General features: G+C 60.2%; 15 protein-coding genes and 1 pseudogene. 13 read left to right on the forward strand and 3 right to left on the reverse strand.

The annotated features are described in order from the left end of the window. The first annotated feature begins 132 nt into the window (after positions 1–132). From HUT07_RS17440 to HUT07_RS17460, 5 genes are all read left to right on the forward strand, one after another. Positions 133–648: a hypothetical protein gene (locus HUT07_RS17440; RefSeq protein WP_176021974.1), complete on the forward strand. Its 516-nt coding sequence runs from the start codon at positions 133–135 to the stop codon at positions 646–648. A gap of 181 nt (positions 649–829) precedes the next feature. Next, positions 830–1,339, forward strand: a complete 510-nt coding sequence (locus HUT07_RS17445) for a hypothetical protein (RefSeq protein ID WP_176021975.1) — start codon at positions 830–832, stop codon at positions 1,337–1,339. 1 nt (position 1,340) lies between these two features. Further along, positions 1,341–3,692 (forward strand): hypothetical protein, encoded by a 2,352-nt coding sequence (locus tag HUT07_RS17450; RefSeq protein ID WP_176021976.1) that lies wholly within the window; start codon positions 1,341–1,343, stop codon positions 3,690–3,692. Continuing rightward, on the forward strand, positions 3,683–4,318 hold the full coding sequence (locus tag HUT07_RS17455) for an XVIPCD domain-containing protein (protein ID WP_254898888.1): 636 nt from the start codon (positions 3,683–3,685) through the stop codon (positions 4,316–4,318). Before HUT07_RS17450 ends, HUT07_RS17455 begins: the two co-directional genes overlap by 10 nt. Positions 4,319–4,411: 93 nt before the next feature. After that, on the forward strand, positions 4,412–6,046 hold the full coding sequence (locus tag HUT07_RS17460; RefSeq protein ID WP_176021977.1) for a hypothetical protein: 1,635 nt from the start codon (positions 4,412–4,414) through the stop codon (positions 6,044–6,046). 202 nt (positions 6,047–6,248) lie between these two features. On the opposite strand, the gene HUT07_RS17465 is transcribed toward HUT07_RS17460, so the two are convergent. Both HUT07_RS17465 and HUT07_RS17470 read right to left on the reverse strand, forming a co-directional pair. After that, on the reverse strand, positions 6,249–7,220 hold the full coding sequence (locus tag HUT07_RS17465) for a lytic enzyme (RefSeq protein ID WP_254898889.1): 972 nt from the start codon (positions 7,218–7,220) through the stop codon (positions 6,249–6,251). A 4-nt stretch (positions 7,221–7,224) separates the two neighbouring features. Next, on the reverse strand, positions 7,225–7,818 hold the full coding sequence (locus HUT07_RS17470; RefSeq protein ID WP_254898890.1) for a hypothetical protein: 594 nt from the start codon (positions 7,816–7,818) through the stop codon (positions 7,225–7,227). A 388-nt stretch (positions 7,819–8,206) separates the two neighbouring features. On the opposite strand from HUT07_RS17470, the gene HUT07_RS17480 reads away from it, so the two are divergent. From HUT07_RS17480 to HUT07_RS17490, 3 genes are all read left to right on the forward strand, one after another. Beyond that, a complete protein-coding gene (locus HUT07_RS17480; protein WP_176021980.1) occupies positions 8,207–8,416 on the forward strand; it encodes a hypothetical protein in 210 nt (69 codons plus the stop codon). A 91-nt stretch (positions 8,417–8,507) separates the two neighbouring features. Further along, positions 8,508–8,933 (forward strand): energy transducer TonB, encoded by a 426-nt coding sequence (locus tag HUT07_RS17485; protein ID WP_176021981.1) that lies wholly within the window; start codon positions 8,508–8,510, stop codon positions 8,931–8,933. 452 nt (positions 8,934–9,385) lie between these two features. After that, positions 9,386–9,754 carry a hypothetical protein gene (locus tag HUT07_RS17490; protein WP_176021982.1) on the forward strand — a complete coding sequence of 123 codons (369 nt, stop codon included), beginning with the start codon at positions 9,386–9,388 and terminating at the stop codon, positions 9,752–9,754. 111 nt (positions 9,755–9,865) lie between these two features. Here the strand turns inward: HUT07_RS17490 and HUT07_RS17495 are convergent. Next, positions 9,866–9,961: pseudogene (locus tag HUT07_RS17495) on the reverse strand (transposase); the annotation flags it as partial. A 136-nt stretch (positions 9,962–10,097) separates the two neighbouring features. Between HUT07_RS17495 and HUT07_RS17500 the strand changes: the two are divergent. From HUT07_RS17500 to HUT07_RS17520, 5 genes are all read left to right on the forward strand, one after another. Continuing rightward, positions 10,098–11,192: a hypothetical protein gene (locus HUT07_RS17500; protein ID WP_176021983.1), complete on the forward strand. Its 1,095-nt coding sequence runs from the start codon at positions 10,098–10,100 to the stop codon at positions 11,190–11,192. 201 nt (positions 11,193–11,393) lie between these two features. Continuing rightward, positions 11,394–12,644: a DNA (cytosine-5-)-methyltransferase gene (gene dcm / locus HUT07_RS17505; RefSeq protein WP_176021984.1), complete on the forward strand. Its 1,251-nt coding sequence runs from the start codon at positions 11,394–11,396 to the stop codon at positions 12,642–12,644. Between the two features lie 2 nt (positions 12,645–12,646). Continuing rightward, the gene (locus tag HUT07_RS17510; protein ID WP_176021985.1) at positions 12,647–13,078 is read left to right on the forward strand and encodes a very short patch repair endonuclease; all 432 of its coding nucleotides are present in this window, start codon (positions 12,647–12,649) and stop codon (positions 13,076–13,078) included. 18 nt (positions 13,079–13,096) lie between these two features. Further along, complete coding sequence (locus tag HUT07_RS17515; protein WP_254898940.1) at positions 13,097–14,449, forward strand: type II restriction endonuclease; 1,353 nt, start codon at positions 13,097–13,099, stop codon at positions 14,447–14,449. A gap of 261 nt (positions 14,450–14,710) precedes the next feature. Further along, the gene (locus HUT07_RS17520) at positions 14,711–14,938 is read left to right on the forward strand and encodes a hypothetical protein (RefSeq protein ID WP_176021987.1); all 228 of its coding nucleotides are present in this window, start codon (positions 14,711–14,713) and stop codon (positions 14,936–14,938) included. Positions 14,939–15,161 lie beyond the last annotated feature (223 nt).

Genomic DNA, 15,161 nt, shown 5'->3' on the forward strand with positions numbered 1-15,161 from the left:
GTCCGATGTCACTCTGCATCAAGGGCGACCGGTCTGTTATCGATGCCGAATCCCTCCTTGTTCTTGTGGACACCGATTGGCCAGTTTGACTGGTCATTACCAGTAGTCTCACCACGAAATGCAGGAATTGAGATGCCCTTCCACTTCCAAGCCAAGCCCTACTCCTCGCTCGATCCAATCAGCGAAACAGAGATCCCTCGTCCAAGAATTGGACCGACTGTGCTGGCTGACGGCCGGCACGGAACCGAGTATCAGTTCGCCATCTATCGAGGAGATTCGCGGGTAGGCGGAGTAGGGTTCGATGGGTGGGATGAAATGACCCAAGATGTGGGTCGCCCTGTCCACGCCTTCGTATTTGACCTTAGGCAAGCTCAGGTCATCCACGCCATGCTGACATACAAGCAGACGTTGGGTAGTGTCGATGACGATTTCACCTATCTCCAAGGCCTCGCGCAAGGCTTCGTACTGTCATTTGCCGGTCGGACTGACAACGATGAGGCCCTAAGGTACCTGGCGGTGACCAGCCCAAATGCACTAATGGAATCGCAGGTCCCAGTGCCTGCAAACGTCGCCCAAAGAGACGACGGTTCCATTGTGCTGGCCAGTATCGACGTCCCTGTACTCGGCGGCCGAGGTCATATGCCATGAGCAAAATCATCTTCGATGACTTTGTGAAGACCACACTCGGCGGCAACTCCTCACGACCGCTCTCGCGGAAATCGGTGTTGCGGCCCATGACGTGAGACCGGACTCTACGCAGCGACACTGCCTGCAGGCGGATGCCCGCAGAGTGAAGGTGCGATACAACCATCACCTCCAGAGAAATAGAATGTCCATTGAATTCAGGCCGGATTCCAACTCCGCATTCGACGCATCGAGTGCAGTAAGAATTTCTTTTCCACGGATTCTACCGGCAACTCTGCCCGACGGAAGCGAAGCCATTGAGTACCAATACACTTTCCGTCGTGACGGAGAGCGGGTTGCGTCGCTCGGAATCCTTGGCACTGAAACTCTTTCGGTTCAGGGCAGCGGACACGAGCGTCTTTGCACACTGGACCTTAGCGCCAGTGAAGTGTTGGAATCGATCATTGATTTTAAGAGAGATATCGAGAATTCAGACGATACCACTTCGTTCATCCGCGCTGTCGCGCAGGGACTACTGAACGTGTTCTCCAATCAACCCAGCATTTTTGAGAGCATTCGTTACATCGCCTTTTGTCGGGTTGATTCATTGATCCAACTCGGTATCGCGTTACCTGAAGACAGCCTACTCCTACGCGATGAAGTGGTACTCCTGGCCAGTCTTTTTGTTCCGCAGCAGCGAGCCGAGGTTGGGTGATATGCCTCAGTTTTCATTTGATAAGTTCGCGCTGACGACGTTGGTACCTGCCACAGATGTGACCACCAGGGCGCGCCTCACGGACCAGCAGAAGGCCGAGATTGTCGACTATCTGAAATCCCCGGGCTCCGGCCCCGATCAGCTAACGAGCTACGAGGAGTTCGTCAACTCAAAGCTCCGTAGTTTTCCTGCTGAGCTACCGTCCGGCGTTGACTATGTGGTGTTCTCCGGTACTGACAGGGCAAAAAAGGGGAACTATTTCAACGCGACGGATTACGGTAAAGATCTGCAGGGAAGCACAGGCATCATCGGGGATACGCCCTGGGGCAAGTACATTGAAGAGGTAGGCAACAATCCCGCAGCCCATCCAGAATTTCATGCGGTTGCAGGCAAGTTTCAAGATTTCATGGATGCCCGGGGCTTCAAGCCGATGGGCACCGGCATTGGCGCGCTCCAGGACATGATGTGGAACGCCGGCAGCTCCCAGTTCCTCGAAAACGCCATCGCCACCGGCAAGCCACTTGTCGCCTTCGTAGACGGAGCGCCCGCCAACCGTGGGTTCAGCAACTTCGAGCTGCCCACCGCCCTCGAACACCCCCAACTCCGCGTCAACGGCTACCCCGTAAGCGCCTTCGGTGCCGACCCGCTCACCTTCGTGAGCCAGTCAGCCGCCGAGTACCAAACCCTCGAGCGCACCCTGGCCCAGCACGCCACCGCCAATACTGGCCAAGCGGTCGACGTGGCCCAGGTACGCTTGCACCTGAAGCCCATCGATGGCTATGACGCCATGGGCAAGACCCTCTTCGAGAAGCCCCTGCACGACTACAGCGCCCTAAGCCTGCACGAGATGTCGACCACCCGCGCGGAATGGGTCGCTGCTCGCTCGGCGCTGTCTACAGGCCCGCGTCTGTTCGCCGATCTGCCTGAGCCAACTCCGCATTCGCCGCTGCAGCCGGGCGCGCCGCGCGGGCCTCCGGGCATGGCAGTAGCCGAGGCGGTACCTCACGGTGTGAACCCCGGCATGAAAGCACTTGGCGTGGCCGGCGTCGCCCTTATGGCGCACGACTTCGCCACCTCCGGCCACAAATGGGTTGAGCTGAACTCGCAAGGCAACACCGCCGGTGCAGATTCCACCTCGGCGCATTTCGTCGGCCGCAACCTGGGCGGTGCGCTGGGCGGCTTCGCAGCAGGTGCAGGCATTGGCCTCGTATCCGGGTCGTGGACGGGCCCCGGCGCTGTCGTCGCTGGCATCGGTGGTGGCGTGTTGGGCGCCCATCTGGGTGAAAAGTGGGCCGAACAGAAGGATATCGAGCGGGTCTACATCCAGCAGGATCCATTGCAGCGTACCTGGACGCGCAACCCGGCAGACCCGGATGGCCGCTGGCTGCGCAACGCCGAGCAACAGCAGGTGCAGAGCGCTGATCTGGGTACAGGCGTGGAGGTGCGGCCAGTGCAGACGGCTCGGGGCGACGATGTCACCTTCCGCGCCGACTATGTGGCTACTGGCACGCTGGAGCGCCAATTGAACTGGCAGGCCGCCCGTGCCTCCTACGAGCTGGGCCTGGCCAACCTGCCGCCGCCACGGGATCCTTACCGACTGAGCGCCAATGGCGTGAGCGAACCGCCACCCGGCGCGTTCGAGACCGGCAGGGCATTCGTCCGCGACACCGCCTCGCGGCAATGGGCGCTGGAGATCAAGGAAGTCGTGGACGGGCGCACACCCATCACTCGACGCGAGCCTGTTCCGCCGGAAAGCGAACCCGCCTTGGATGAGCAGTCGCGCACAGTGATCGCGCAGAACGCAGCGAACACCAAAGCGGCCGTGGCCGCGCGCTACATGGTGGCCCACGAGCAGGGCCGCTGGGGTGATTTCGGCGACGCCCAGAACCCGTCCATTCCGCAGGCCATCCGCGATGCGCAGGACAGCGCCGATACCCTGCGCGCAAGCGACGGCCGCAGCTACAGCCGCCACGCGGATGGCCAGTGGCTGCACGAAGGCGTGGTCTACAACAGCCAGGCCAATCGCAACGTCGGCGATGAGCTGGAGATCACCTGGCAGAGCCAGAACGCCGGCATTGCAGACATGGGCAGGATGGCCGAGCAGATCAAGGCCACCGTGCACATCGCGCCTGAGGGCGTGCGCGGCCAGGTGGAATCGCTGTACGCGAAACATGGCATCCAACGCACCGAGGAGCAGCTTGCCGCCACCACGGCCGCGGTTGAACAGAATCTTGCCGCCGTTGGAAAACAGGCCGACATCACATTGGAGCTGATGCCCGACCCACGCACGCGCCCAGCCCGGATAGTGCGATTACCTCGTTCGGCACTGCCGCGGGCAACCGCATGGTGCTGACCTCCACCACCACCGTGGAGGACATGGCGCGTATTCAATCGGTCCATCGGTCGCCGTCTGCTCCCCTGCCGCAGATGGACGGGCAGCAACGCGAACACTCGACCGTTCCCGCCGTGACACAGGAGCAGGAACACCCGGCCCATGCAGTGCACGACCACGCTCGCAAGGCGGTGGAGGAATCCCGGACCGGAGGCGGCCCGCAAATGCCGGGTCACCCTGATCACGCTCTGTACGAGCAGATACGCGACGGTGTTGCGGCACTGGATGCCAAGCACGGGCGCAGCTTCGATGCGATCAGCGAACGGATGAGCGCCAGCCTGCTGGTGCTGGCCAAGGACAACGATCTGTCACGCGTGGACCACGTGGTGCTGAGCAATGCGACCGCGCAGAACCCTGCGGGACACACGGTGTTTCTGGTGCAGGGCGAGTTGAATGACCCGTCACATGCACGGGCCTCTATGCCAACGGCGCAGGCAGTGCAGACGCCTGTCGAGCAATCGCTGCAGCAGTACGAAAGCGTGAGCCAGGAAGCGCAGCAGCGTGCGATGAGCCGTGAGCTTGAGCAGCAGTCGCAGGAGAAACAGATGCAGCAGGAAGTGAGGGGGCGCGCGGCGAGTATGGGTTGAGTCTGGGGCCCATCAAGTTGCCAGGCCTTTGACTCTCTCAAGATTCCCAGAAGACGGCCGCTATTGCCGTTCGAGCGTCCTTTCGAGATTCCGATGAGCACCGAGTACAGCACGCCGCCTGCACAGGCCGTCACCATCAATCCCATGCGACTGCCAAACACGCTGCATCTCGCACTGGGTGCATTCGCGCTGCTGTTTGGCCTCATCCTGCTGCTCAGCGTTACCAATGCCGATCAGGTTCGCAGCATGGGAATCGGTGCCGTCGGCCGCATGGCCACCGGCATTACGCTGCTGCTGTTCGGCGGCGTGCACATCCGCGAGGCCATGCGCTATTTCCGCTTCACCGTGGTTCCCGGGGAGTCGGGTCTCATTGCCCTGCCGGGTGACGAAACCCACCACCGGCATTACCTGCTCAATGTCATCAACAACGGTATTCCGGTGGGCCAGCGTCCCGAGGGCGCGCTGCTGTCCATGTTCTATGGCCTGGTGCCGCAGCTGATCAATGCACCACCCACCATCCGCTGGCACGCCGAGGTACAGCTGCAGCGGGCGGTCTACCTGGCCGCGCTGCTGGTCAGCTTCGGCCTGGCGTGGGTGTTCGCTCAACCGGCCGCCTTCGCGTGGATGGCCGGCTTCTACTTCCTGATCTCGGTGATGGTGCTGCGGCCCTTCGCCACGCTCTCGGCCATCCGCAAGGGCGCGATGGGTGCGGCCAACAGCCCCGTGCCGGCGCCGCGCTGGCCGGCCATCGTCACATTGCTGCTGATCTCCATTGCCGGCCCGCTGGCCATCACGCTCTCGCCGGTGCAGGTCCCCGCCCCACCGTTCGCCGTTTCCACCGTCGTGCTGCCCACCCTGGCCGTGCTTGGCAGCGGGCTCATTGCCAGCGCCTTGTTCACCGTGGCGCTGATCTCGCAGACCGGTAGCTACAGCGCCTCGGCGGCGCGGCACATCGTAGACGAGAAAATGCAGATGGCCGACCTGAGCGGCGGCCTTCTGCAGCGCCTCTCCAGCCGCATTCCGCAACCCCATCATCGCTATGTGCACGAGCACAACGTCAGCAAGGACAGTTTCGATGGCGAGCTGCTGGTGGAAGAAGAGCCGACCGTGCGTGCCGACCAGAGCGCATCGGGGCTGGTCGAGGCATTCCGTGCCGCGTGGCAGTCGCCCAGTCAGCAACCGCTGCTGGCATTGGGACTGTTCGGCCTGCTGCTGGGCGTCGTCGGCGTGGTTCTGGCCTTCGTGTACGCACGCAGCAGCGGCAATGCAATGGTGGGCCTGGTAGCGCTGGCCTTCATCTCTTCGGCACAGTTCGCGATGGCCTCCGCCCACAAACTATGGAACCGGGTCGATTTCCAATCCACGCTGTACCGCATCCGCTACCTGGGCACCTATCACCGCGGCCAGCGCGTGGCCGGCAACGCGTACGCCGGCAATGGCACGTTGGCCGAAGGCGCGGTGCGCTTCGGGCCGACACGGGTGGAGGTATGCGTGGCGCAGGTGACGTCCGTGGCGTTCATGCACGGCGGCATACGGCATCTTACTGCGGTGGACCTGCAGCGCGATGCCAGCAATGCGGTGATTGGCGTGATGCAGGACTACGCGCGCGAGGCGCAGGACTGTGCCAACCAGTTCTACGCACAGGAACACCAGGTACGCGAGGTGATGAGCCATGGCAGCCGCCCACCGGAGCTGCCGCGAACGCAGCACCCCATGGCTGAGACCTGAGCCGCTCACTCCTCCGCACTGCGTCGAGGCAGGCGGAGGAGTGCCGACTGGGCCGCGAACGCATTGATGTTTTCGATCTCATTCTGGCCTGCGTGAGTACGCGGCCAACAGTGCCGGTAGATAGGACTGCAATTCCGGTACCGGTGCAAGCAGCCGCACGCAGACCTGATAAGGGCCACGCGACAGATTACGCGCCGCACAACTAGCCCATCTGCATGCCACCAGCCGTCTGCGCCGCCGCTTCACGCTGCTGCGCTTCCTGACGCGTCTGCTCAGTCACCCGCGTGTCGATCTGCTGACTGCGGACCACCCCTTCCTCAAGGCTTTGTTGAGGCTGGTTCAGATCTACCATGGCCCTGAAGCCAGGCGTCGTGCCCATCACGAAGATCTTCTCTTCCTGCAGCACCACATCACGCAGTTGTTGCGGCTGGTGAATGCCGTTCTCCCGCGCAGCAACCATCGCTGACATCACCTGCGCATCGCTCACCTTCTCAGGCAAGTCCAATCGCATGCGATCGAACAGTTGCTGCGATTCCGGCGACAGTGCCGCCACCCGCTCCTGCGGAAGTTCGCCATCCACCTCGGTCAACAGCTTCTGCAGCGTGCTTTGCTTCTTGGGAAGCGGATTCTCATGCGTCGAATTGAGCTTGCTGTCGGGGAACGGCTTTGGGATGCTCTTCAGCGCATCGATGTTCGGAAGCACCTTCATCGTCCCTTCGAAGCCGGGATCGGGCTTCTCGAGCTTGGGTCGCAGGCCGGCCTGACCAAGGCCTGTCCATACGTAATCGACGCAGCTGTTCGACAAACCGTTGTAGTAGAGATTGAAACGGTCCTGATCGCGATTGACGCCAGCCTCGCCGTACGCCTTCAACGTGTCGTACTGGTCCTTGGTGATCTCGATCGTGTAGGAAAACCGAGGGTTCTGGTAGGTCTCGAATTCCCCTTTGACCACGTGCCCCGGCCCAGTGATCCCTGTTTTTATCGGCGAGAACCCGTACCCGTCCTTCTTGTCACCATCGGCAACCATGAAGTAGGCATGGCCTGCCGATGATGAGTGCGACGCGCCCTCCTTGCTTGCAACAGGAGTTCCCGGTGCCGCGAGGTAGACCGTGACGGTGTAAGGCCCCTTCTTGCCTTCCTGGGGTGTGGCTGCACTGTTCGATTGACTGTCCATAGTCCTATTTCACGTTGTAGTTGGCGACGAGAAGCTCGATGTTGAGATGTGCAACGTCTGGGTTGCCCTGAAGATTGGTCACCTTCAGCCGGTACTTCCCCGCCGTCAGATCCCCGGAATCGGCACGGGCCACCTCGTATTCCCGGTAGGCCAGTGACATGTCGTACTTTCCTGCATTGACCAGACTGTTCGAATCCGCGCCGACGGCATTCCTGTATTCGAACACATCGCCCCTGGCCGGCTGATATCGGCTGCCCTGCCCGGCAGCGGGCAGATCACGATTCAACTCCTGCAGCGTGATGGGCGTCTCGGTGCCACCATCCAGCTTCCACAGTTGCACCTTCAGGGGAATCCGGGCGTCTTCAAGGAAGTCGACATCCCCCGGTTTCATGTCCGGGCGCTTGGGCGGCCCGCCGGTACGGAAGCCGATGAGGAACGTGCGAGGTTTGGGGTCTTTCTCCCAGGGCGGCGGCAGCTCAAAACGCGCCTCTACCGTCGCACCCGCGTGGACCAGATCCATCGGCTTGGCGATGGGGAAGCCATCGCCGTACATCTGGGGGGCCTGGGTGCCACAGCCGCCCATAAGCAGGGGCAGCATCACCATCCATGGCCTCAGTAGGTGTCGCATCCATTCCTCCCATTCGGGCACTCACTTGTCGGCAGTTTATACACCGCACCGGCCGGCAGGACCTGAACTGGCTTCACACAACCCAGGGGGGGGATGCGGATGCCCTGCCGAAGAACATTGCGCGTGCAAGTTCTGGAGATGGCAGGCACGCGATGGTTGCGACGTCCACGCGTGTGGGGGAACTGGATTGCGCGGCGCTGGATGCACTCCGACAGTGGCGATTCGCACCCACCGAGCAGCAAGGTGCAGCCGTGCGGGTACGTGTGCGGGTCCAAGTGGTAATTGAGATGCGCGGGCGTTGAATCCCTGCATATGAGATACGCCAGGTTCATCCTCTCCAGCCCACCGGAGGATCACCATGACCAAGATCGACCCCACATGGCTGGACGCCTTCGACAAAGAGCTCCTCCACCTGTTCGCCATCGACCACCGCGATGCCGGCATGGATGAGTACTTGCTGCGCTGCTACACAGACCTCCCACCACGCGAAGCAGCACTGGCCTTCGGCAGCGACTACGACCTGGAGCGCGACGATGCGCTGTGGCCACGCCCGCGCGTGCCTGTGTGAACCGCACAGCAGTCCGGCACGCCGGCATTCAAGGCAAGCGATGCCAGGGGATGGCCGCTATGCTGGCAGCGCACCAGAATGGAAACCACGCATGCTTCGTTTGAACACCGCCCTGGCACTGAACCTCGTTCTGACGCTGCTGGGCGCCACATCTGCCATGGCCATGGCGGCAGACCCGCAGGTTTCCACTGAAGTGTTCGTAGAGCGCGGTGACAACCCCACTTTCGAGCTGCAGGAGGCGCCTGCCGTTGTGTATTCAACGGCCCCGGCCACGCCGCCCGATACCTTCCTGCAGATTCCCATGGTGGTGCTGCTGGTTGCTCAATTGGATGAGCTGGGCCACGTTTCCAACGTGATGGTGATGCGGTCCAGCGGATTGCGGGAGTTTGATCGTGCGGCCTTTACCGCAGTGGACCAGTGGCGCTTCGAACCGGTGGTGGTTGAGGGCGTCGCGCAGCACGCGCGGGTTCGGGTCCGTCTGACCTTCGTGCCCACGGCCGAGGCGCCGCCCGGCTGAAGGGCTGCTCCAATCTGTCGTAATTGGTCCTACGCCGTGGGGCAGGCTGTGGGCATCCTGCGCTTGGGGCCAATAGCGCCAAGCCCTTCAAGACCGTTGCGGCGCAATCGCTTGCCGGCTTAACACCGTGTGCGACAATTCCGAAAGCGTCAGGACTGGCAATCATCAGTTCTGCAGTTTCTTGGCATTTGGCCAATACGCGGGTATCTCTTGGCGTGCCACCGAAAAAGGGTGGCGCGGGACTCGAAAACCCGTCTATGTACCAGATGTATGCGCTTGCCAGCCGGCGTCACCTTTCGTGTGGCGTCGGCTGGCAATCCGTTCGCGTTCCATGGCGGGCGGTGCGTGGGGGCCTTCGTGCCCGCCGGTCTGGTACTTACCGGTTTTCGAGCCACGCACCGTCCGCCGCCTTTATTGGTGGCGCTGCTATCTGTCCTGTACGGAGCATTGCCATGAACACATCGGACTTCCGTTCCCTGCACGCGCAGTACGATCCGAACAACGCTGAAGCCGAGCGCGAACCGTCCGTCGATCCCAACACCTTCGTTGCCACGCTGCGCCGCATCGGAACCGGTGCGGCTGCCGACGGCCAGCCTTGGCCGGAACGGCATCAACTGCCGGGTCGATGCCTTCAACTGGCGGATGCGGACTGCGCGCTGGCCGGTCTGCGTGTGGTGGCGGAGCTGATGTTGGCTGCGGAGCGGACGCGGCAGAACGGTGCGCCCGAGGAGTACCTGGGGGATCGGGTGATGGAGGGGTTGAAGATGGCTTGTGTGGCGCTAACGGCGCAGGCCAGTGCGTGCCTGCAGGTGCGCGGGTAGTGCCTCCTACGCTGCGGGTCTGGTGCGATGCGGCGGTGCTGCCGCAGCGCTGCCCATGAGGGTGCCGCCCGTAGTTATCACCACCACGCTCATGTTGATGGGATTGGTGATCTCCCGGGCCACCTGGGCGCAGGTGACACCGGGCTGGCTCGCCTGCTCAACCGCACCGCGCTTGAACTCGGCACTGAACTTCCTACGCTTTGACATGAACACTCCTTATGGCTTGGATCGGCCTTCTTGTAAGTGGCCGTGAAAACGGGGGTGAACCCTTTAGATCGGGCTAAGTGCCGTATGCGACAGCTTCTGGCGCTATCCTGTCGAAAAATGACAGGTACGTCGAAGCATGATGGACGAAACTCCTTGGGGAACCTTCAGTTCACTTGATCGCACTGATCGCGATCTGGCACACGAGATTTTGAAGTGGGACAAACATCAGGTTCTCGAGGGCATGGTCGTTGAACGCGCCTTCGATCAAATGTTCGAACACGCGGCGACTGAATCGAATGGTGGTCTGCAGCTTCTGGACCTGGAAACGTTCGTTGTTAAATCCCCCACGGCCGGATCTCCTCCAGTCGCTTTCGTGTGGCTCCGGGGCACTCAGCCTGGACAACGACGTTACCTTGACGCTCTCGCAAAGGTATTCACCGTGTATCACCTTGAGCTGATCAACGATGATTTCCATGCCAGTCTGTGGGATTCGAAGCACTTGACGCCAAGACGGCCTCTGGCGGATCTGGTTCGGGATATCGGACGAAAGCCGAGGTACCAAGCCGTCGCACCAGATGTCAAGAATGAGGTGCGCCAGAACACAGCCATCTGGGGATTCCTTGCCGAGGCGCTCAGTACTGAGCAGATCTGGACGCAGCTGGTGATTCCGCGGCTCCTTGTGAATTTCCTGCTGCAGCCATTCTTCATCGGCACGTGGAACCTGGACAGGATCTGTCTATTCCGTGAGGAACTCTGGATGCTCGAACTCAAGCATAAGTTCCCTATGGGGTCAGGCGACAACTTCGGGTTGAACGATGGCGAGTTGCGCATGATGAGGTTCATGTCCGATGCCGGCCTGAGGCCTGCGCACATGATCATTGTGAAACCCGTCCGCGACATCACGGTCAAGCCCATGTATCTCTTCAACAACAGACAGTTGCGCGAGCGTGCTGCCGTCATTGGGGTTGAGATGACACGCCAGAAGATCGATCTGATCGAACGGAAACCCCTGCGAAAATCCGCCAAGCACACGACCATCACTGGGACTGGAACCGTTGGATTCCGGGAGCTGCCGGTATCGATCTTTTCCAGACTTGGCACTTATGGTGAGGAGGGTCAGAAGATCTCACCAGAGATCCTGAAGCTCCTGTCGGGCCAGAAGCTCGAGCAGGCATCGGGCGGGTGGTTGGCAGAGTTGGCCCAAGTAGCGCCGACCGCTCCTCGGAAATGATGGGTCTCAGCTTTTGAGATCGACCCGGTGGAAGATGCCCCCGGCTTCTCAAGCCGACATGCGTTTCGGACTGGACCGACGAGCCCCACCACCCTTCTCTAGAGGCGTTGCCCCGACAGCGTGCCGAGGCAAGCCCTGATTGCCCCACTTCACCCACGGGAAGAAATTGGACATACTGTCCCCCGAATTCCCGGAGCACCCATGAACGCGTACGAACTGATCGACCTCTCCCTCCAGCGCTTCAGCCCCAAGGAGGTCGCCCAGGCACTGGGAGTTGATCCGAAGACGGTCCGCCGCTGGCAGCTGCGCGAGACCGAACCCAAGCCTTACATTGCAGATGCCATTCGCCAGCGTCTGCTGCCCTTCGGCGAGCCGCCTTCGGGCCAGGGCCAGTTCCGATTCATCGATCTGTTCGCCGGCATCGGCGGCATCCGTACCGCATTCGAGAAGCAGGGCGGCCGCTGTGTATTCACCAGCGAATGGGACCCCTACGCGGTAAAGACATACAAGGCGAACTTCCACGACGGTCCGGATCACGTCTTCGAGTCGGACATCACCAAGGTTCATGAGAACGACGTGCCAGATCACGACGTGTTGCTGGCGGGCTTCCCCTGCCAGCCGTTCTCGATCGCGGGTGTGTCCAAGAAGAACTCCCTCGGCCGTCCGCATGGCTTCTCGGACAAGACCCAAGGCACGTTGTTCTTTGACGTGGCGCGCATCATTGACGCCAAGCGTCCTCGCGCTTTCCTTCTGGAGAACGTGAAGAATCTGATGAGCCACGACAAGGGCCGCACGTTCTCAACGATCATGGACGTGCTCAAGAACGAGCTTGGCTACCATGTGCAGGCCAAGGTCATCAATGGCAAGCACTTTGGTCCCCAGCACCGCGAACGAATCATCATCGTGGGCTTCCGCGAAGAGACCGCCTTCACGTGGGACGACCTGCAACTGCCTGACTTCGGCACCTCGCCCCGTATGGGCTCAGTCCTGCACAAGCAGGATGGCAGCGAGGGCGAGGATCAACCCTACATCGGTGGCACGAAAGGCAAGGTACTGGACAAGTACACGCTCTCGGACAAGCTGTGGGAGTACCTGCAGAACTATGCGGCCAAGCACCGTGACAAGGGCAATGGCTTCGGCTTCGGTCTGGTGACCCCTGAAAGTACCTGCCGTACGCTCTCCGCGCGCTACTACAAGGATGGTTCGGAGATCCTCATTTCCCAAGGCCCGAAGAAGAATCCGCGTCGCCTGACGCCGCGCGAGTGCGCCCGTCTGATGGGCTTTGATGACAACTTCCGCATTCCAGTCTCCGATACCCGTGCCTACAAGCAGTTCGGAAACTCGGTGGTTGTGCCGGTGATCGCTGAAGTCGCCCGCATCATGGTTCCTCACCTGCTCCATAAGGCTGATTCGGAGCCGGCAAAGCCGGCTAAGAAGAAGGCCAAGGCCTGACCTTGGTCGACAGCCTCACCCCGGAGCAGCGGTCCGCGCAGATGTCGCGGATCCGTGGTTCGAACACCAAGCTGGAGGTCCTTGTCCGCAAGGGCCTCCATGCTCGAGGGCTAAGGTATCGACTGGGTGGTGCAAAGCTGCCTGGCAGACCAGACATCGTGCTGCCTAAGTATCGGACCGTGGTGTTCGTCCACGGGTGCTTCTGGCATGGGCATGATTGTCCGCTATACCGACTGCCGAAGACGCGCCCGGAGTTCTGGGCAGATAAGATTGGCAAGAACAGGATCCGGGATCTGCGCGTTACCGCCGAGCTTGAAGCCCTGGGCTGGCGGGTGCTGACCGTATGGGAGTGCTCCCTGCGCGGCAAGACCGCCCTTGAGCAGGCTTCATTTCTAGATCACTTTGCCGGGACACTACGACAAACAGCTCATTGAGGAAGAACTAACGTGGACATGGATTTTCTGGAGCAGAGCTCAGACCAGTGGTCGCTGATGGAGTCCTTTGTCGGCCGCAGCGGCAAGCTGTTTCTGAAAAAACTCTCGCGCAATGATGCATCGTGGGCTAATGAGGGTGGCGGCCATCAGTATGGCTTCTATGTGCCCCGCGCCGTACGCGAGTCTGAATTTTTTCCGAAGCTTCATGCCCGGGAAGACATCCCGCATATCCTGGAAGCTGACTGCCCATCCTTCTGGCCTCAAACCGGTGAGGTCAGGAGCGACTCAGGTATCAAGTACTACAGCAACAAGGGCTCTGAGTGCCACTTCACGAGGATTCCCGCAGAGCTTTTTGCTGGCCTCAACCCCGCATCATGGCTTCTGGGCGGGACGCTTGAAGAGCCTGAAGGGGATGCGCATCACTGGTTCATGGTGATCGACTCAGCATCTACGGAAGCGGAAATGCTTGAGAGTCGCCTCGACATCCAAGCGAACTTCCACTTCGATCTTTTCGATCCATCGAAGTTCAAACGCGCCTCGGCCATCGAGTCGGACGAAGCTGCGGAACTGATCAGCGAGATCGATGCCGCGATCAGGACTGGCACCGTCGAGACGCTCGTTGCGAAGTACTCGAAGCTTCCTGATTCGCTTGTGCTTGCGGATGAGGCGCGGTTGGATTTCCTCAGATCTGTGAGGTCGAAGACGTTCAACCCATGGGATATCAAAAAGCCTGGCGACGCTCTCATGCGCGTAAGCAGGGACATCGAGTTTTCAATCTACCGCCGACATGAGCTCCGCATGAGGGCAGTAGAAGTCGCCAAAGTTATAGCCCAGCATGATCGGTCTGCGACTGCAGCTGTACGCGGTTTCGCGTCCTTGAACTCGATATTTCTCTCTGCGAGCCAACAGCGGAAGAGCCGTGCTGGAAAGTCATTTGAGACCCATCTGGCCGCCATGTTGAAGGAGGGGGGAGTGAGGTTCGAGGCGCAGGCAATTCTTGGCCAGCGACGGCCGGACTTCGTCCTGCCTGATCAGGCGACGGTCGCCCTGGACACGCAGCGGCGATATGAAGACGCAGCCATTCTTTCGGCCAAGACGACTCTACGCGAGCGATGGAAGCAGATCACCCACGAACGCTTCAATTGTGCAATCTTCCTGGCTACGGTGGATGACCGGGTTTCGAAGGAAGCACTTGCAGATCTACGAAAGGCAGAGATCACACTGGTGGTGCCGGAGTCGTTGAAGATGAAGACCAATGAGTCGTTGTATCACCACGATTCAAACGTCATCTCATTTCGCACGTTTTTTGATGAAGAGCTGGCCTCCAAACGGCCTAAGCTCCTTCTCAATCTTCAGAATAATGTGGAATAGTCGCTAAATTAGAGAATAGGATTTAATTGATTAGCGTGCCGATGACTTCGCAGGTCTGGTTCCATGCTTTGATCGAGCACACGACAGAGGGAAGTAGCCGTCGATGGCTCAAGGCATCAATTGACAGCTGCAAGTCGACCTGATAAACAGAAGAAGTACCACCGCTATAAGGACTTGCGTCGCCAACAGGAATGTCCCGGAGACATTTTTCGCCTTATTTGTGATCCTGTCTAGATTATCGCCAGCAATCAGGGAGGTCGCATGCCGCTTTATTCTGATATTGATGGAGATTCCGGCGTCCACTCATATGAGTTTGGACCCGACTGGATCGTGGTGAACTTCACAAAGGGGGGCTCGTATCGGTATGACGCAAGCCGGCCGGGCATAGCCCATGTGCATGCAATGATTTCTCTTGCAGGAGCGGGCAACGGCTTGAATGCGTATATCAACAAGAATGTACGCGCGAACTACGCTGAAAAGTTGGGGTGATCTTCCTTCTCATGGCAGCATTATCTGCCATGAGACTTTAGATCGAGCCCGTCAAGAAACATAACTTTTTGCGGTGGCCTACCGGCTTTTACTCAGGTCATTGCGGTTAATGTAGCGGCGCAGGCCGCCCTAGGTGTTTTCATCTTCAGCGCTTGGCGAGGGCGCTGTTGGTCGTAAAGCGATCAAGTCAACGATTAGCCGCGATACACGGGTATGGCTCTCG

The sequence above is a fragment of the Stenotrophomonas sp. NA06056 genome (assembly GCF_013364355.1).
Classification (GTDB): Bacteria; Pseudomonadota; Gammaproteobacteria; order Xanthomonadales; family Xanthomonadaceae; genus Stenotrophomonas.